The 17,169-nt window shown below is 57.1% G+C and carries 18 protein-coding genes; 16 read left to right on the top strand and 2 right to left on the bottom strand.

Annotated elements, in window-relative coordinates; genetic code table 11:
* The first annotated feature begins 27 nt into the window (after positions 1-27).
* From trpB to CK627_RS11140, 11 genes are all read left to right on the top strand, one after another.
* On the top strand, positions 28-1,221 hold the full coding sequence (gene trpB, locus CK627_RS11185; RefSeq protein ID WP_095592366.1) for a tryptophan synthase subunit beta: 1,194 nt from the start codon (positions 28-30) through the stop codon (positions 1,219-1,221).
* Entirely contained in the window at positions 1,218-2,024 is an 807-nt protein-coding gene (trpA, locus tag CK627_RS11180) for a tryptophan synthase subunit alpha (RefSeq protein ID WP_095592365.1), read from the top strand. The genes trpB and trpA overlap by 4 nt, the downstream gene beginning before the upstream one ends.
* 1,139 nt (positions 2,025-3,163) lie before the next feature.
* Positions 3,164-4,138 (top strand): hypothetical protein, encoded by a 975-nt coding sequence (locus CK627_RS22585; protein ID WP_157737172.1) that lies wholly within the window; start codon positions 3,164-3,166, stop codon positions 4,136-4,138.
* A 1,060-nt stretch (positions 4,139-5,198) separates the two neighbouring features.
* Complete coding sequence (locus CK627_RS11170; protein ID WP_095592363.1) at positions 5,199-6,233, top strand: hypothetical protein; 1,035 nt, start codon at positions 5,199-5,201, stop codon at positions 6,231-6,233.
* A 17-nt stretch (positions 6,234-6,250) separates the two neighbouring features.
* Entirely contained in the window at positions 6,251-6,544 is a 294-nt protein-coding gene (locus CK627_RS11165; protein WP_095592362.1) for a hypothetical protein, read from the top strand.
* Positions 6,545-6,848: 304 nt separating this feature from the next.
* Positions 6,849-7,124, top strand: coding sequence for a DUF6896 domain-containing protein (locus tag CK627_RS11160; protein WP_217349758.1), 276 nt, complete (start codon positions 6,849-6,851; stop codon positions 7,122-7,124).
* 211 nt (positions 7,125-7,335) lie between these two features.
* On the top strand, positions 7,336-7,794 hold the full coding sequence (locus CK627_RS11155) for a DUF6678 family protein (protein ID WP_095592361.1): 459 nt from the start codon (positions 7,336-7,338) through the stop codon (positions 7,792-7,794).
* 156 nt (positions 7,795-7,950) lie between these two features.
* On the top strand, positions 7,951-8,238 hold the full coding sequence (locus CK627_RS22580) for a hypothetical protein (protein WP_081396122.1): 288 nt from the start codon (positions 7,951-7,953) through the stop codon (positions 8,236-8,238).
* A gap of 178 nt (positions 8,239-8,416) precedes the next feature.
* Positions 8,417-8,596, top strand: coding sequence for a hypothetical protein (locus CK627_RS11150; protein WP_095592360.1), 180 nt, complete (start codon positions 8,417-8,419; stop codon positions 8,594-8,596).
* Between the two features lie 102 nt (positions 8,597-8,698).
* Positions 8,699-8,941: a DUF3297 family protein gene (locus tag CK627_RS11145; RefSeq protein ID WP_005302916.1), complete on the top strand. Its 243-nt coding sequence runs from the start codon at positions 8,699-8,701 to the stop codon at positions 8,939-8,941.
* 197 nt (positions 8,942-9,138) lie between these two features.
* Positions 9,139-9,681 carry a beta/gamma crystallin-related protein gene (locus CK627_RS11140; protein ID WP_017783245.1) on the top strand — a complete coding sequence of 181 codons (543 nt, stop codon included), beginning with the start codon at positions 9,139-9,141 and terminating at the stop codon, positions 9,679-9,681.
* 69 nt (positions 9,682-9,750) lie between these two features.
* Here CK627_RS11140 and CK627_RS11135 read toward each other — a convergent pair whose 3' ends face one another.
* Both CK627_RS11135 and CK627_RS11130 read right to left on the bottom strand, forming a co-directional pair.
* Complete coding sequence (locus CK627_RS11135) at positions 9,751-10,194, bottom strand: inhibitor of vertebrate lysozyme family protein (RefSeq protein WP_016351391.1); 444 nt, start codon at positions 10,192-10,194, stop codon at positions 9,751-9,753.
* A gap of 181 nt (positions 10,195-10,375) precedes the next feature.
* On the bottom strand, positions 10,376-11,587 hold the full coding sequence (locus tag CK627_RS11130; RefSeq protein ID WP_095592359.1) for a NupC/NupG family nucleoside CNT transporter: 1,212 nt from the start codon (positions 11,585-11,587) through the stop codon (positions 10,376-10,378).
* A gap of 482 nt (positions 11,588-12,069) precedes the next feature.
* Here CK627_RS11130 and CK627_RS11125 point away from each other — a divergent pair, with 482 nt between their 5' ends.
* The 5 genes from CK627_RS11125 to tauD all read left to right on the top strand — a co-directional run bounded on the left by CK627_RS11125 (position 12,070) and on the right by tauD (position 17,040).
* The gene (locus CK627_RS11125) at positions 12,070-13,224 is read left to right on the top strand and encodes a YdcF family protein (RefSeq protein WP_174704176.1); all 1,155 of its coding nucleotides are present in this window, start codon (positions 12,070-12,072) and stop codon (positions 13,222-13,224) included.
* Positions 13,225-13,596: 372 nt separating this feature from the next.
* Positions 13,597-14,571 (top strand): taurine ABC transporter substrate-binding protein, encoded by a 975-nt coding sequence (tauA, locus tag CK627_RS11120; RefSeq protein ID WP_065016964.1) that lies wholly within the window; start codon positions 13,597-13,599, stop codon positions 14,569-14,571.
* A gap of 23 nt (positions 14,572-14,594) precedes the next feature.
* The gene (gene tauB / locus CK627_RS11115) at positions 14,595-15,362 is read left to right on the top strand and encodes a taurine ABC transporter ATP-binding subunit (RefSeq protein WP_095592358.1); all 768 of its coding nucleotides are present in this window, start codon (positions 14,595-14,597) and stop codon (positions 15,360-15,362) included.
* Positions 15,359-16,189, top strand: a complete 831-nt coding sequence (gene tauC / locus CK627_RS11110) for a taurine ABC transporter permease TauC (RefSeq protein WP_065016962.1) — start codon at positions 15,359-15,361, stop codon at positions 16,187-16,189. The genes tauB and tauC overlap by 4 nt, the downstream gene beginning before the upstream one ends.
* A complete protein-coding gene (gene tauD / locus CK627_RS11105; RefSeq protein ID WP_095592357.1) occupies positions 16,186-17,040 on the top strand; it encodes a taurine dioxygenase in 855 nt (284 codons plus the stop codon). Before tauC ends, tauD begins: the two co-directional genes overlap by 4 nt.
* Positions 17,041-17,169 lie beyond the last annotated feature (129 nt).

Below are 17,169 nucleotides of genomic sequence, written 5' to 3'. Positions count from 1 at the left end.
CGATTTAGCTAATACAAGGAAGAAGCCATGACCCTGCTCAACCCGTTTTTTGGTGAATTTGGCGGCATGTACGTGCCCCAGATCCTCATCCCCGCCCTGCTCCAGCTGGAAAAGGCCTTCGTCGATGCCAAGGATGATCCGGCCTTTATCGCCGAGTTTCAGTCCCTGCTGACCGAGTATGCCGGTCGCCCGACCCCGCTCACCCTGACCCGCAACCTGACCAAGGGCACCAAGACCCGTCTCTATCTGAAGCGTGAAGATCTGCTGCACGGCGGCGCCCACAAGACCAACCAGGTACTGGGTCAGGCGCTGCTGGCCAAGCGGATGGGCAAGAAAGAGATCATCGCCGAGACAGGTGCCGGTCAGCACGGCGTGGCGACTGCGCTGGCCTGCGCCCTGCTCGGCCTCAAGTGCCGGGTCTACATGGGGGCCAAGGATTGCGAGCGCCAGAAGCCCAACGTCTTTCGCATGAAGCTGATGGGTGCCACCGTCATCCCGGTGCACTCCGGTTCCAGCACCCTGAAAGATGCCTGCAACGAGGCGCTGCGCGACTGGGCCGCCAACTACGAGTCGGCCCACTACCTGCTCGGTACCGCCGCCGGCCCCCACCCCTTCCCCACTATCGTGCGGGAGTTCCAGAAGATGATCGGGGAAGAGGCCAAGGCCCAGTGTTTCGAGAAAGAAGAACGCTTGCCCGATGCGGTGATCGCCTGCGTCGGCGGCGGTTCCAACGCCATCGGCATGTTTGCCGACTTTATCGATGAGCCGTCGGTGCGCCTCATCGGCGTAGAGCCGGGTGGTCACGGCATCGAGAGCGGCGAGCACGGTGCGCCGCTGGGTCACGGCAGCAAGGGGGTCTTCTTTGGCATGCACTCCTACCTGATGCAGGACAATCAGGGGCAAATTCAGGAGTCCTATTCCGTTTCGGCGGGGCTGGATTTCCCCTCCGTCGGCCCGCAGCACGCCCACCTGGCCGCCATCGGCCGCGCCGAGTACCCCTCGGTGACCGACAAGGAGGCGCTGGACGCCTTCCAGGAGCTTGCCAAATCCGAAGGCATCATACCGGCGCTGGAGTCCTCCCACGCGCTGGCCCACGCCCTCAAGATGGCTCGCAGTGAACCGGAAAAAGAGCAGGTGCTCATCGTCAACCTCTCCGGCCGTGGCGACAAAGATATCTTCACCGTTGCCGACATTTTCGAGAAAGAAGGAACCTTGTCATGAACCGTTACGCACAACTCTTCTCCCGTCTGGACGAAGCCAATCAGGGCGCCTTTGTGCCGTTCGTGATGCTGGGTGACCCCACCCCTGAACTCTCGCTGGCCATCGTCGATGCGCTGGTCGCTGGGGGCGCCGATGCCCTCGAGCTCGGCATTCCCTTCTCCGATCCGGTGGCGGACGGACCCACCATTCAGGGGGCCGCTCTGCGGGCGTTTGCCAGCCACACCACCCCGGACGACTGCTTCGAGCTGCTCGGTCGCATTCGCGCCAAGTACCCGCAGCTGCCTATTGGCCTGCTGGTCTACGCCAACCTCGTCTATGTACGCCACATCGACGGCTTCTACGAGAAGTGCCAGCAGGCGGGGGTGGATTCCGTGCTGGTGGCCGACGTGCCGGTGCAGATGTGCGAGCCCTACAAGGCGGCCGCCGACAGATTCGGCATCGACAGCATCTTTATCGCCCCGCCCAACGGCGACGCCGAGACCCTGAAACAGGTGGCGGAGCTCGGCAATGGCTACACCTATCTGGTGAGCCGCGCCGGCGTGACCGGGGCCGAGACCAAGGCCGGCATGCCGGTGGAGGGGCTGATAAACACCCTTCGCGAGTTCAAGGCCCCCCCCGCCCTGCTCGGCTTTGGCATCAGCGAGCCGGCCCAGGTGCGTGACGCCATCAAGGCTGGTGCCGCCGGCGCCATCTCCGGCTCCGCCGTGGTGAAGATCATCGAGACCCACCACCAGAACCCGGAACATATGCTCACTCGCCTGAAGGAGTTTGTGGAAGGGATGAAGGCGGCGACTAATCGATAAGGGGCGGCATGGGTCCGATGCCATTAGCCGTGAGTGCAGAAAGGGAGCCTGATAGGCTCCCTTTCTATTTCCTGCTTGTTGCCACTCCCAGCATCTTTGTCCCCTCTCCCCTTGGGCGAGGGCCAGGGTGAGGGAACCCATAATCCCCCGGCGTTATCGAATCGTAGGTTCGAATAGCGCAGCGTATTCGGACGTTCACGGATTGGATGTGATGGCGCGGCTTCACTGCGCAAGACGCGAGTGCTCCGCCCTCGACGGGGTTTCGCCCGCCGCTTCGCGGCTGGGGCGAGTGACTTTGGAAAGACCCGCTCTCTTTAACAAATAACACCAAAGGTCTTCTCCCCCGCTTATTCGCCCGACTGACGTCGGGGACCTTCGGCTCATCCTCTTGTCCAACGGCACGCGCCGATGGGCCTTTGGCCTCCGCCATCCATGGCTTCGCCCAAAGCCCGCTTCGAACATCCATGTTCTCGCGCCAAATCGGGTCGAGCTGTGCTCGCCCTTTCCCGATTTTGCCCATGGCCCAGCGCCGCTCGCTCGGCGTCCTGCCTCGCGGCCTGGACAAAAGGACTCGCCTCAGCGAATAAGAGGGGGCTCAAAACAAGACAGTGCCAGCCCTCAGCTCCCGTCTAACCGCAGACAAGCTCCCTCGCCCCTTGGGAGAGGGTTGGGGTGAGGGGATTTCCGCACTCTCTACCAACCCAACAGTCCACACAAAGCAGTTGTTGTTCACTAATTCGTTGAACCAGCTCAGATTTTTATCAATCTCCTCTTTCAATGTCTCAATCCGGCCCCTTAAGATAGCCAAACGACAATCCATCTCTCGGGAGCGCACCATGACTGTGATTGTTGCTATCTCGCAGGTAACAGGCAGCAGACTGGGGGCTGGAACTCAGGGGCGGTAGCCTTGCCGACGCCTGGCCATTGCCGACTTATTCACTGACGGGGGACATGGAAGCGTTAAACGAGGAAGCCGATCGTGTATATTCAAGCATCAGAAGTAACTTGGTAGTCTTTTTATTTAATTTTATTCATATCGCGGCAACTATCAGGGCAGAGCGGAGTTATATGGAAGGCTCTGCTATCGGATTAGTGCCGCCTTCTATCTAATCACGGTTAAATGGCAAAAGGAGTATATCTTGCCTCTAGTTTTCTATGAGAGTACTGACTACACCAATAATCACTTACATGTAAATTCAAATGGTGAAGCAAGTCTACGCTGCCGAAAGATAGACCTTTATAGGTCAATGATTACCGTTGGAAATCCAAGCTTTATATCGAAGCAGAAAATCAGAGATCATGGTCTCGCACGCACGATATATAGCTCCGTAATAGAAAAAATTGGTATTGTATTTGAAAATATACAATCTGATATAAACGGCATGAGGCTTCACCCGATATATCACACTCATGTAAGTGATAAAAAGCGTATTGTTAGTTATAACCTCGGGATGGCTTTTGCCAAGTTTTATGCCGAGAAGTTGTTAAATATTCCTAGTTTAGTGCATGTGGAAAGTCTCAAGGCACTTGGATCTATTGAGTTTTTTGACATTGAAAATGGAAAAGGTCGAGAGCCAGATCTTGTGGGGCGATGCTCTAACGGAGATTGGCATGTTTTTGAAGCGAAAGGAATGTCAACCAATCAATTAAAAGCAAAGATTTCAAGCGCAAAGGAGCAAGTGCGAAGAGTAGAATCAATCGATGGTGTACCTCCACAAACTCTCAACGCATGTGCTACTTACTTTAATGATCAAAGAATATTAACTCACTTAGTCGACCCTGAAAGCAAGGGAGAAAAGCGTTACAGGATTAAACGTGGTAGATTCATTGACTCCAGCTACAAGCCAATATTTCTATTTGAAAACGCTTTAGATAGGAAGCTCGAACTTAAAGTTGAAGATGGCTTTAGGTATTACGCGATAAACATTGAAGCTAAAGGTGTGAACCTTACTGTTGGTATCGAAGAAGAAATACATGACCTCATCCAGCAAAGAGAGTTGGTCGAATTTCCTTTCTCTTTAAGAGAACGGCTTACAGAGAAAAGTAGTCTGGAAAGAGAACAAAATTATTCTATAGGTTCGGATGGAATAATTGTGAAGTATCGTGATCACTAGTAATTTAACAAACACGTTTATAAGGGCGTTCGCAAGCTCCCGCCAATTACGCGTGCGTTATGCAAGATGAACAAGGAGTCAAATTTGGCCACTTTTAAACAGAAAAGAATCAGGAAGATAATTCGCTTCATAGACCACTTTGGTATTCCATTGGACTGTGAATGCGGGAAGAAACATAACATTACAATATCTGATTTTAATGATGAAAATGGAATTCTTCGTCCCAAGGAGATTATCAAGTTGTCATGTGTTCATTACTATAATCAGTTAAGTGACATTCAAGACATAAAGCTTGACATTAAAGCCGAATTTGAAGGAGGGTATTTTAGGAATTTTATTGGTAATGCATATATAGGCATATGGAAAATTTGGCTCAACTGGTAACTGCATAACAAAGTGGTCAAACATCGTTTCGCTTCGCATCACTGGACAGAATTTAAATTTCAGCCTTGTGGTTAGAAAATATTTCTAATGTTGTAAAAGAGTCGAACATCTCTAATTCTATTGCAATGTAAAATTATCACAGAATATCGGCGAAAAAATTGATAAACTTTCCGAAAAATATATCCAAATCAATCGAGCATACTGAACGAACATTGATGGAATAATATAACAAAATCCAGCCTACCGCTAAAAGCGGCGGCTAATTTTGGCATTATACATCATATACAAATCGAGCATGACAACCAAGCAACTACAATTTTATGAAATAATTAAACTTCTTACCAAAGTAGTGCCTACTCTCGCTTCTGAGAAACTAGATTTTTTGCCAAAGGCACAGAAAAAATGAACAATCGAATTAAAGGGATGGGCAGCATTATCCCATCACATAAAAAAGTCTTTATTCAATTCTACGCATGATACTGGAATCAAATACGTACTACGATTCCAAATCTGCAGAGGATTTAGAACAAGCATTTTTTTATTATTAAGCAAGCACTAGGTGAAAACGTATAACAAGTCGCTCACTTCGTTCGCTGGATAGTCAAAAGCTACGCTTTTGCCTGCCCGTTAGCTTAATTGTTAACTTCCAGTCGAATCCGAGACTCAAGGAGAAATCATGATGGTTGGTAAAGAAGAATTATATGAAGAGGCAAAGGAATCTCTAAATCGAATTCAAAATTTTGATGTTGAAAAATTACCTAGAACATCTGACTTGGGGAGCAGACTAAACTTTAGTGATGTCGTCGAACCTGCGAAGCAACTTATTGAACTATATAAACGGTTGTCTCTGACTGCATTGCAAGACTTCCCTGATAATATCCTTACGGTCGTTCGAGATAATTCGAACAATCACTTTAAGTTGTTTTCTCAGGTACTAGAATTCAACCCTGAACAGCAAGATCCGGGGGTAGCTCGCACAGCCTTGATAAATCAGGTGGTTGCAGCTTACCAGCCAGCCTTTCAGGCTTTACATGCTTATATTGCATATTCATTGCATAGGTCAGCCGACTTTCAGCGATTGGATTCAGAGGCACGGGCGACGCTTCAGGCCATTGAAGATAGAGCCTCTAAAATAGCGGAGTCCCTTGCTCAGCATGAAAATGATGCCCAAGATGTTCTAAATGAGATTCGTCGTGTTGCCGCAGAAGAGGGTGTTACAAAGCAGGCGGCTCACTTCAATGCTGAGTATGAGCATCACATCACTGAAGCAGATAAGTGGCAAAAAAGTGCGGTTTACTTGGCAATAGGTTTGGGGGGCTTTTCAGTAATTAGCTTATTCCTACACAAGATTCCATTTCTAAAGCCTGAGAATACATACGATGCGGTTCAACTATCTATAAGTAAGTTTCTAATATTCTCGGTAATTGCCTATATGATGTTTTTGTCAGCTAAAAACTTCCTGAATCACAAGCATAACGCGATTGTTAATAAACATCGTCAAAATGCACTAATGACTCATTCAGCTCTTGTTGAGGCATCTGGAGATCAAGGGGTAAGAGATGCGGTTTTACTTCAAGCATCAAGTTGCATCTTTTCACCTCAATCCACTGGTTACGCCTCGGGCAATGAAAGTGATACCTCTAATCAAAAATCAATGGTCGAGATTCTATCTCGCCCTGTTGCTCAAGCAATTAAAGAAGTTAACAAGTAGCTGCACAGGAAAATATCGTGAACCTGAACTCATACTGGAAAAACTCAAAAGAAATACATACCGACGATGGCTTAGTTCTCATAGTTGGTTGGTATGACCATAAAAACAAGCAGAATGGTGGACATAAAGCATTAGGTGTTCACTGGGGAGATTACCCACAATCCAGGGGGATACTAAGCCCATGCGTAATACCAGAAGCCACTCGCAGCGCCATTCTCTCTGGACTTCTGCACCAAGCCGTATCCAACGGAAACTCACAGCAGGTTCAATCAATTACTGAAGCCATTGAGTTCTTTAACGAGCCTGCCTAACAATGCGCTCAAGTCATTCGCTACGCTCACTAGGACGGGCAAAACATGAATCTGGGACACCCACCTTTCTAAGCAAGGCGTAGCATAGCCAACATTCAAAAGATGGGTGTCCCAGCTCAGCTGCAGCCTGTTATTCAAGACGTTCATAGCCTTCACTGGTCTGGATTGAACACCCCATCTTGCCAACAGGTCGGGCAATATTGCAGCCAAATCCCAAACACAGAATGTACCGCAGAATAAATTTCTGTTATGCATGTCGACCGCTGGATATAACACGCCATAACATAGAATCTGAGAGGGCAAAATGGATAATCTGGAAAAAATAAAAAACCTTATTCCGCTATGGTATGCACAAAGGAAGTGGGCTAAAGAGCTGCTTGTGCGTGTTTTTCATCTGGCCTCCGCAGAGGAAATATTGGAGCCAGAGCATAGGGGAACAATGATCATACCAGGGACTCATTGGGTCTATCGTACTCATGGTGTTGGTGTCGATATATACCGAACTGCTTCTGTCGGTGGAATAGACTTTGATTTCAACAAGCCAGATTCCGACGAATGGCGCTTAAAAATATTCTTTTAAAAACAGTACAATGAAGGCAACCTCTCTTTCACCGCGTACCGCGAGCTGTATGAGAATGAAGAACTGCTTGACCGCGTTATAAAAATGGCGCTTGAAAGGTGATCTACAACAACTGTCATTTATCAAACCATTATCTGGTTTTCATGGATTTTGTTACGACACGGCGGCGTAGATCTGTCTGGCAAGGTGTCATTCGACCTAGAGGATAGTGATGGACATTCGACATAGAGAGTCAGTCAAAGGGTATGTTATCAAGGCAGGCATGACGTCTGTTTCGAACAATTCCAAATGGAATCGTCTTTTTGCGTTGCTGCATCAAAGCAACAGGTTCTTCCAATACCGGCGAGCGGATCTGGATGGTTCCACATTTCCAGAAGATGGTGAGAGCTATACACCAGAACTGGCACAATATGGGGGCAACTTCTGGGCCATGGAGTTCCTGGACGTCCTGGCATACCAGGCTCACTCCAGAGGGGCATTGCTGGCACCGGACATTGAAGATTTCACGTATGAAGCGATTCATGTTGCGAGCCAGGCCGGTGTCAAATTTACCATGCTGGAGCGTGGTATCCGGGTCTGGGGCTATGTGAGAAAAGAGAGCCATCCCGTTTTCGTCTGCATGCACAACCAGTCTCTACAGGCACAGCGGCAGGATCACTGCGCGAACTAGCGTACTGTGTTGACCCTTATTTTTCTGCATTGAGCAAACGACTTTCGCCCCAAAAAGAGCGACGAATGTCTTGGTGCAAATACATGCCCTACACAGGGTTGTGTCACTGGACATAGCAACCATCGTCACCACACCTGATGTTGCAGGTAAAGCAATATGCCCGATGAAATACAGCTGGCATTTACGCCAGACAATGTAAAACAGGTTTTGACATGGGGCGCCCATCCAGAAAGTGCACCTCACCATCATGAGTCCATTGCTCACTGGTGTGAGGCTTTCTGGAACAAATACGCTGATATAGATGCCCCCGCAGAGATTGATGCCGTGATGCCCATACTCGCGGAGGTAGAAACGAACTGGGATATCCACGTTGCGTTGAATAAAGAGTCTGCCTCCATGCCTGCTGAATGGTTTGTCGCATGGTTATCTCAACTACCGGAGTGACAAGGCAACTCCCCGTCAGGCCGGAATCGCAAAATAGCACGCTCGTGACAGAATAGAGAGCCGGAAGAAGATGACCCATCGTTGAATCACACCAACTGGCATGGCTGATTAACGCAGCGCAAGGCTAGCGACAAGCGCCTGATCCTCCATATTTCGCATCCAATAAGTGAATCGCCCCATGATAAGAACACTTATCCAACTTCTGTTGACACCGCTTCTGGCGGTTGCCTTCCTCTATCTTTGCAGCCTGCCGGAGGATCTCTATTTCGACCCGCCGCTCTGGAGCTATGTCGTCATGTTTCTTGTCACTCTGGCTGGCACCGCCTATGGCAGGATCAAGGCCTGGCGCGCCTCCTGACCGACCTCATCACAGATTCTCAAGGCTGCGCAGACGCTGCCTTGAGCCCGGCGGGGCCATTGTCTACAATGACCCACTTTTTATCACACTCAGGTAAATAAAATGAGCGACAACAAACCTGCCCTGCCCGACCGTCTGGCGGCCAACCCGCGCAGCCCGCACCATGTGGCGGAGTGCTTCCAGCACGAGATCGGCATTCGCGTGAACGGCAAGGAGCGCACCAATGTCGAGGAGTACTGCATCAGCGAAGGTTGGGTGAAGATCCCCTCCCCTAAAGCCAAGGATCGCTATGGCAACCCCATGCTGATCACCGTCAAGGGCACCGTCGAGGCTTTCTACGCCTAAGCGGCCCTGACCGCGCGCCCCGCCGGGCCCGCCGCCATGCTGCTCAGAACACCGGCCTTGTGCCGGTGTTCTGCTTTGGGCCTTTCATCTTGACGCCTGTGGCGGGCAAGGAGTGTCGCAGCGGGCGCCGCCCCCACTTGCATCGGGGCGGCGTCTCGGCAATCCTTGCCGCCCCTTGAACTGGCAAGATCTCATCCATGAACAAGCTGTTTGTCCTGCTGGCGCTGTTGACCCTGAGCACAGCGGCCCACGCCGATATCCTTATCAATCCGCAGATCGTGGTGAACGGCCAAAGCCAGGGTGGCGGGCGTATCCACATCTGTACCCTGACCCCCTTCAACAGCGTCTATGCCGATGCGGGGCGCAGCGAATGGCTGGCGCGCCAGAAGGTGAGCCGCCGCTGCCAGCAGGGCCAGGGCAACAACAGCCTGTTCTGCGAGGCGGCCAAGGCGAGCTGCCTGACAACCCGATTGGACGAAGGGGACGACGCCAGCCCCCTGCTGGTGTTCGACGGTGCCCACCAGAGCGGCGAGTCCCTGCGCATCGACCGGGATATTGCGGATCTCGGCCGCTACGGCTTTGCCAACCGCATCTCCTCCTTCACCGTGCCGGCTGGCTGGGTGGTGCGTTTCTTCGAGGAGACCGATTTTCGCGGTGGCTACTACACCCGCAAGGGCGGCGAGCAGGAGGCGACCGACTTCAACAATCGCATCCGCTCGGTGCGGATCCTGAGCCGCTAGCACCCTGCCCCATCACCTCTTCGCCATAAAAAAACCTCTGCCCGGGCAGAGGTTTTTGCTTTTCGATGCTTACTGCCAGTTGGGGTCGGCCTCAACCTGCTTCATCAGGGCGGCCTGCATCCCCTTGTCCGGCTGGCCGAGCCAGGTGTAGCGGGCGAACTTGGACGGGGTTTCGCGAGCGGCGTCGCTATCCGGCAGGTCGATCAGCACGCCCCACACCCGCTTGGCCTTGGCATCCACCAACAGCTGCATGTAGTGGCTGGCGCAGTCGTGAGGTTTGCAGACCGAACCACTCTGATACGGGGTGCCGGCCACGGCTTCGAGCGGGGAGCTGGTGCCGTTGCCGCTGCGCACCCACTTGGGCAGGTTCTTGATGCCCTGGGTCGCCTTGGCCCAGGGGGCCTTGAAGTCCGCCGACAGCAGCAGATCCGAGGTATAGGTGGCGGCGGCAAACGCCGGCGCGGCGCCGACCAGCAGCAGGGAGAGCGCCAATGCGCGAGAGAAACGGGTCATGGTGTGATTCCTTGTTATATGAATGCCTGAACGGGCGCGGACGGGCCGCGCGCCATCACGCTACCGCCTGCGCCCGCCCCTGTCGAGCCCACGCCGTGCCGAGGCGTCAGTGGTTGGCGCCAGATGGACGACACCCCGCCGCGCCAGTGGCGAGACGGGGTGTGCATGGGGGCAGGGTCGCTTAGCCGAGGGAGGCGAACAGCCCCGCCAGGGTGGCGCTCATCAGGTTGGCCAGGGTTGCCGCCAGCACCGCCTTGAAGCCGAGGCTCGCCACGTCGTGGCGGCGCTCCGGCGCCATAGTGCCGATGGAGCCAAGCTGCACCGCAATGGAGCCCAGGTTGGCAAAACCGCACAGCGCGAAGGTGATGATGATCTGGGTGTGGGCGCTGAGATCCTGCTTGATGTTGGCAAAGTCCAGGTAGGCGACGAACTCGTTCATGATCACCTTCTGGCCGATCAAGGATCCTGCCGCCATCATCTCGCTGGCCGGCACGCCGATGAGCCAGGCCACCGGGGCAAACAGGTAACCCAGCAGCTGCTGCAGGGAGAGATCGGCCCAGCCGAACCACTCGCCCACCGTGGTGAGACCGGCGTTGATCATGGTGATGACGCTGACAAACGCCAGCAGGATAGTGCCGATGGCCACCGCGATCTTCATGCCGCTCATGGCGCCGCCCGCCAGGGCGTCGATGGCGTTGCTGTAGTCGCTCTTGTCGAGGGTGATCTCGGTCTGATCGTTCACCTGCTGCTGCTCAGGCACCAGCAGCTTGGCCATCAAGAGGCCACCCGGCGCCGCCATAAAGGAGGCGGCAATCAGGTATTTCAGATCCACACCGAGCCCGGCGTAGCCACCGAGCACAGAGCCAGCCACCGAGGCCATGCCGCAGGTCATCACCGCAAACAGCTCGGAGCGGGTCATGCCAGCCAGGAAGGGGCGGATCAGTAGCGGCGATTCCCCTTGCGAGAGGAAGATGTTGCCGGTGGCCACCAGGGATTCGGCGCGGCTGGTGCCGAGCAGGCGGTGAATGCCGCCCCCCAGCACCCGGATCACCCACTGCATGATGCCGAAGTGATAGAGCACCGCGATCAGCGCGCTGATGAAGATCACCAGCGGCAGCACCCGCACGGCGAAGATGAAGCCGTTGCTGGCCAGATCGCCAAACACGAAGCGGATGCCGCTGTCGGCAAAGCCGAGCAGGGCGGAGACGCCGTTGCTCATGGCGCCGAGCATGATTTGACCGGGGGGGAAGTAGAGCACCAGGGCGGCAAAGCCGGTTTGCAGGGCGAGCGCCCCCAGCACGGTCCGCCAGCGGATGGCACGGCGGTTTTCACTGGCCAGCCAGGCGATAAACATCAGGGCCAGCATACCGACCAGACTCAATAACAGCGTCATCTTGCACCTATGAAGAGAGAAGTTTCATACGGCAAGTCTGCAGACAGGCATCGCAGGGAGCGGGCGGGAGAGGTGCCGACCCCGCGACACGCAGACCACAAACCTACAGGTTAGTGGCGGGTCCCATCCTGGGGTCATTCACGTTCCGGGTGACGGCGAGTATCGGGTGACGCCAACCAGAACGCAGGGAGCCGCGCGCCAGGTGGCAGGTCGGGCGGCGATGGTACAGTGATCGCAGTCACAGAAAAAGCGGTAAAACGATTGGCACCGTCAACTTTTTCACAGTCATGGCCCCTTTCGCCGAAAACGCGGCAGGATTGCGCCACAACTGAGCCACTTCACAGGAAAACCACACTTCGCTCCCCCCGAATAGGGCAAACACCACCCCCTTCCCCGGATAACCGAAGCGGTTCACGTTTTTTCACGCCACAACGCGATACACTGACCAATCACCAAGTTTATGTTTTTATTGAAAAAGCCCCATGGTCCTGGAATGGCCTGGAGCCATCAACCTTCGGTGGAACGCCATCATGATGAAAAGAACCGCGATTGCCCTGACGCTGGCCGGCCTGCTGACATTGCCTGCCGTGCTCCCTTCCGAAGCCTGGGCTGCCCCGGTACGCTCCCTGCAAAAGGAGCAGAATTACGACCAGTACATCAGCAAGCGCCAGGTGGTGGATCAGCTGCTGGCGGACGCCTGGCAGATCTTCAAATCCCCCGCCCGCATCTCCACCGCCGGCTTCACCGCCAAGATGCCGAGCAACATGGAGCAGGTCACCGAGCTGCTGCTGCAGGCCTACCAGCTCGAGCCCTATCGCACCGACCTGCTCATCTCGGCGGCCAACGCCCAGATCTACAACGGCAACGTGGACAAGGCCATCGGCCTGTTCGAGCAGGCCCTCAGCACGGCGCCCGATGACATCGACCTGCTGACCTACCTCGCCACCTGGCAGACCTTCAAGCACAACGAGACCGCCGCCAAGGGGTATCAGAGCAAGCTGGCGACCCTCAATCCCGGCCGGGCCGCCGATCTGCAGCGCATCTTCGACACGGTCGAGCGCGTCATCGCCACCCCGCTCAAGGAGCAGGGTGAGCGCTCACCCAAGCCGGGCAACCGGGCCATCGTCACCCTGGGTTATGCTCTCAATCCCGACGGATCCATGCACGACATCCTGCTGGGCCGGCTGGAAACCACCCGGGCGCTGGCCAAGGCCAACCCGGCGGCCCTCATCATTCTGACCGGCGGCGTGCCCCAGAACCGCCAGACCGAGGGCAAGCTGATGGCGGACTGGCTGGTGAAAAAGGGGATCGACCGCTCCCGCATCATCGAGGAGAACTATGCCACCAGCACGGTGGAGAACGCCCTCTACAGCGGCTATGCCCTCGCCCGCCACCAGATTGAGTACGCCACCCTGGTGAGCTCCGCCAGCCATGTGCGCCGGGGCCAGACCCTGCTGGAGATCGCCTGCTGGCAGAGCGGGCCGGCCGGGATCCGGATAGACAGCGTCAGCTACCCCGACAAGCCACTCTCCGAACTTGCCAAGGTGAGCGACAGCGAGCTGCTCGGCATCTACCGCGATGCCCTGCGCACCTACGGGCTCTGGAGCTACCGCTCCGCCCCCCTGCTGGAGCGCTGAGTTCAGGCACGCCGCGCTCGCCCGGCCCGTTGCCAACGCGCGTCTTGCCTCAGCGGCATCCCCTGCCCCATACCAACCCGCCCAACCGGCGGGTTTTATTTTATCCGCCCAACAAGCCAAACCGGTTCGATATTCAATAAATGGGCAAGCATTGCCATATATGAATAGTCTTGCCGATATTTTCAGCATTTTTTCAACACCCATTGCCAGCCATCAAATATCGACTTGCCATATTGAGATATATGAATAAACGGATTTTATTGCCGTTCTTTTTCTAAGAATCATATTTCATCAGCCATATATTTTCGGTCTTTCCTCAGCGCCCCGATAAATGGGAAAACTGCCCCTTCATTCCCCCGATGGAGCAATATCATGACAGGAAAAGGACATTCCCTCTGGCTGGCGGCGCTCACCCTGCTCAGCCTGCAAGCCAGGGCCGTGGACGTTACTGTGGCCTACCAGACCTCTGCCGAACCGGCCAAGGTGGCCCAGGCCGACGACACCTTTGCCCGCAGCAGCGGCGCCACGGTGAAGTGGCTCAAGTTTGACAGCGGCGCCAGCGTGGTGCGGGCGCTCGCCTCCGGCGACGTGCAGATCGGCAACATTGGCTCCAGCCCGCTGGCGGTGGCCGTCAACCAGCAGGTGCCCATCGAGGTGTTCCTGCTCGCCTCCCAGCTCGGCAACTCGGAAGCGCTGGTGGTCAAGCCCGGGCTCACCTCCCCCGCAGCCCTGGCCGGCAAGCGCATCGCCGTGCCTTTTACCTCCACCACCCACTACAGCCTGCTGGCCGCGCTGCGGCACTGGGGAGTGGATCCGGCCAGCCTGCAGATCGTCAACTTGCAGCCGCCGGCCATCATCGCCGCCTGGCAGCGGGGTGACATCGATGGCGCCTATGTCTGGGCGCCGGCCCTCAACGAGCTGACCAAGGACGGCAAGGTACTGACCGACTCGGCCCAGGTGGGCGAGTGGGGCGCCCCCACCCTAGATGTCTGGGTGGTACGCAAGGCGTTCGCCAAGGCCCATCCCGAACTGGTACAGGCCTTCGTCGACAGCACCCTGGCGGCCCAGCGCGACTACCTGGCCAACCCCGACGGCTGGCTCGCCAAGCCGGACAACCTCGCCAAGCTGGCCAAACTGAGCGGCGTGCCGGCCAGCGACGTGCCCGCGCTGGTCAGGGGCAACAGCTACCTGAGCGCCAGCCAGCAGGGCGCCGAACTGGGGGAGCTGGTGAACCAGACCCTGGTGGACACCAGCCGCTTTCTCAAGGAGCAAGGCAAGGTACAGAGCGCCGGCAACGATTATCGCGACTACGTGACCGACCGCTTCGTCAAGGCTCACGCCCGCTAACCCCGCAAAACAAGGAGGCATGCATGCTGCAGCTCACCCACCTTTGCGCCGATTACGCCGGACGCAGAGTCCTCGACAACATCAACCTGACCCTGGATGCGGGCGAGCTGATGGTGGTGCTCGGCCCCTCCGGCTGCGGCAAAACCACCCTGCTCAACCTCATCGCCGGTTTTCAGCCCGCCCAGCAGGGCACCATCAGCCTGCAGGGGCGGCCGGTGCGCGGCCCCGGCGCCGAGCGAGGGGTGGTCTTTCAGCACGAGGGGCTGCTGCCCTGGCGCAACGTGCTGGACAACGTCGCCTTCGGGCTGCAGCTGGCCGGCGTGCCGCGCCGCGAACGCGAGGCCAGCGCGCTGGCCATGCTGAGCAAGGTGGGGCTGGAGGAGGCCCAGGCCAAGCCGGTCTGGCAGCTCTCCGGCGGTCAACGCCAGCGGGTCGGCATCGCCCGGGCGCTGGCCACCCAGCCGCAACTGCTGCTGCTCGACGAGCCCTTCGGCGCCCTCGACGCCTTTACCCGCGAGCAGATGCAGACCCTGCTGCTGCGCCTGTGGCACGAGCAGCGCCGGCAGGTGCTGCTCATCACCCACGACATCGAGGAGGCGGTGTTCATGGCCACCGAACTGGTGCTGCTCTCCCCGGCGCCGGGGCGAGTCATGGAGCGGCTGACCCTGGACTTCGGCCGCCGCTTCGCCGCTGGCGAGCCCTGCCGCAGCATCAAGTCGGATCCCGCCTTCATCGCGCAGCGCGAGTACGTGCTGGAGCGGGTCTTTGCCGAGCGGGAGGTGTTTGCATGAGCCTCACCCTCTCCCGTCCGCTCGACCCTGCCCGCCGGATACGCCTGCGCTGGCCGCTGCCGCGCCGGCTTGGGATAAGCCTGCTGACCCTCTGTGCCCTCCTGGCGCTCTGGTGGCTGGTGGCCCGGCTCGGGCTGATAAACCCGCTGTTCCTGCCGCCACCCGCCCAGGTGCTGCAACAGCTTGTCACCCTCGCCGGGCCGCAAGGCTTCATGGACGCCACCCTCTGGCAGCACCTCGCCGCCAGTTTGCAGCGCATCCTCATCGCCCTCGCGGCCGCCACCCTGTGCGGTGTGACGGTGGGTCTCGCCATGGGGCTCAGCCCCACCCTGCGCGGCATGCTTGACCCGCTGATCGAGCTCTACCGGCCGGTGCCGCCCCTTGCCTACCTGCCGCTGATGGTGATCTGGTTTGGCATCGGCGAAACCTCCAAGGTGCTGCTCATCTATCTGGCCATCTTCGCGCCGGTCGCCATGGCCACTCTGGCCGGGGTGCAGGGCGCCAGGCAGGTGCGTCTGCGGGCCGCCCGGGCGCTCGGCGCCAACCGCTGGCAGGTGCTCTGGTACGTCATCGTGCCCGGCGCCCTGCCGGACATGCTCACCGGGCTGCGCATCGGGCTCGGGGTCGGCTGGTCCACCCTGGTGGCGGCCGAGCTCATCGCCGCCACCCGCGGCGTGGGCTTCATGGTGCAAGCCGCCGGCGAGTTTCTCGCCACCGACGTGGTACTGGCGGGCATTCTGGTGATCGCCCTGATCGCCTTCACTCTGGAACTTGGTTTACGTGCGCTGCAGCGTCGCCTGACGCCGTGGCATGGAGAAGGACTATGAGCAATTCCCTGCATATCATCCCCCTCGGCCCCCACATCGGCGCCGAGATCAGCGGCATCAGCCTGGCCGGGCCGCTCGATGAAGGTCAGTTCGCGCAGTTGCGGCAGGCCCTGCTGACCCATCAGGTGCTGTTCTTTCGGGATCAGCCCATCAACCCCCGCCAGCAGCGGGCGCTGGCCAACCGCTTCGGCGATCTGCACATTCACCCTGTCTATCCCCACGCGCCGGAGGCCGAGGAGATCATCGTGCTCGATACCCACGACGACAACCCGCCGGACAACGACAACTGGCACACCGACGTCACCTTCATCGAGACGCCGCCGGCGCTGGCCATTCTGGCCGCCAAGCAGCTGCCGCCGGTGGGGGGCGATACCCTGTGGGCCAGCGGCATCGCCGCCTTCGAGGGGCTCTCCCCCCGCCTGCAGCAGTTGCTGGCAGGGCTGGAGGCCGAACACGACTTCACCAAGTCGTTCCCGGCCCATCGCCACAACGCCAGCCCGGCCGAATACCAGCGCTGGCAGGAGGCGGCGGCCCACAACCCGCCGCTGCGCCACCCTGTGGTTCGCACCCACCCCTTGAGCGGTCGGCAGGCGCTGTTCGTCAATGAAGGCTTCACCACCCGCCTGCCCGACTTGCCGGCGCAAGAGAGCGAGGCGCTGCTTACCTTCCTGTTTCGCCATGTCACCAAGCCCGAGTATCAGGTGCGCTGGCGCTGGCGGGAGCACGACATCGCCATCTGGGACAACCGGGTCACCCAGCATTACGCCAACGCCGACTATCTGCCGGCCCGGCGAGTGATGCACAGGGCCACCGTGCTGGGGGACAAGCCGTTCTGGCGCGCGACCGTGTAACGCCAGGACCTCTCCCTGTGCCGACCGGTTGCGCCGCCGTTATTGATCCCGCATAAAATAACGGTGCGCGTTGCCGGTCATTATTTTCAAATAGAACAATGAGACCATCAAATATCACCATAAATATGT

The sequence above is a fragment of the Aeromonas dhakensis genome (assembly GCF_002285935.1).
GTDB lineage: Bacteria > Pseudomonadota > Gammaproteobacteria > Enterobacterales > Aeromonadaceae > Aeromonas > Aeromonas dhakensis.
Note: the sequence above shows the minus strand (reverse complement) of the source record. Positions and strands in the feature narration are given on the sequence as shown.

Coding starts and splice junctions, on each gene's coding strand:
- CK627_RS11140 (WP_017783245.1), top strand. CDS start 9,139: ATGAACAAGCTGTTTGTCCTGCTGGCGCTGTTGACCCTGAGCACAGCG.
- CK627_RS11150 (WP_095592360.1), top strand. CDS start 8,417: ATGATAAGAACACTTATCCAACTTCTGTTGACACCGCTTCTGGCGGTT.
- CK627_RS11170 (WP_095592363.1), top strand. CDS start 5,199: ATGATGGTTGGTAAAGAAGAATTATATGAAGAGGCAAAGGAATCTCTA.
- tauC (WP_065016962.1), top strand. CDS start 15,359: ATGAGCCTCACCCTCTCCCGTCCGCTCGACCCTGCCCGCCGGATACGC.
- tauB (WP_095592358.1), top strand. CDS start 14,595: ATGCTGCAGCTCACCCACCTTTGCGCCGATTACGCCGGACGCAGAGTC.
- CK627_RS11130 (WP_095592359.1), bottom strand. CDS start 11,587: ATGACGCTGTTATTGAGTCTGGTCGGTATGCTGGCCCTGATGTTTATC.
- trpB (WP_095592366.1), top strand. CDS start 28: ATGACCCTGCTCAACCCGTTTTTTGGTGAATTTGGCGGCATGTACGTG.
- CK627_RS11135 (WP_016351391.1), bottom strand. CDS start 10,194: ATGACCCGTTTCTCTCGCGCATTGGCGCTCTCCCTGCTGCTGGTCGGC.
- CK627_RS11145 (WP_005302916.1), top strand. CDS start 8,699: ATGAGCGACAACAAACCTGCCCTGCCCGACCGTCTGGCGGCCAACCCG.
- tauA (WP_065016964.1), top strand. CDS start 13,597: ATGACAGGAAAAGGACATTCCCTCTGGCTGGCGGCGCTCACCCTGCTC.
- CK627_RS11125 (WP_174704176.1), top strand. CDS start 12,070: ATGGTCCTGGAATGGCCTGGAGCCATCAACCTTCGGTGGAACGCCATC.
- trpA (WP_095592365.1), top strand. CDS start 1,218: ATGAACCGTTACGCACAACTCTTCTCCCGTCTGGACGAAGCCAATCAG.
- CK627_RS11160 (WP_217349758.1), top strand. CDS start 6,849: ATGGATAATCTGGAAAAAATAAAAAACCTTATTCCGCTATGGTATGCA.
- CK627_RS22580 (WP_081396122.1), top strand. CDS start 7,951: ATGCCCGATGAAATACAGCTGGCATTTACGCCAGACAATGTAAAACAG.
- tauD (WP_095592357.1), top strand. CDS start 16,186: ATGAGCAATTCCCTGCATATCATCCCCCTCGGCCCCCACATCGGCGCC.
- CK627_RS11155 (WP_095592361.1), top strand. CDS start 7,336: ATGGACATTCGACATAGAGAGTCAGTCAAAGGGTATGTTATCAAGGCA.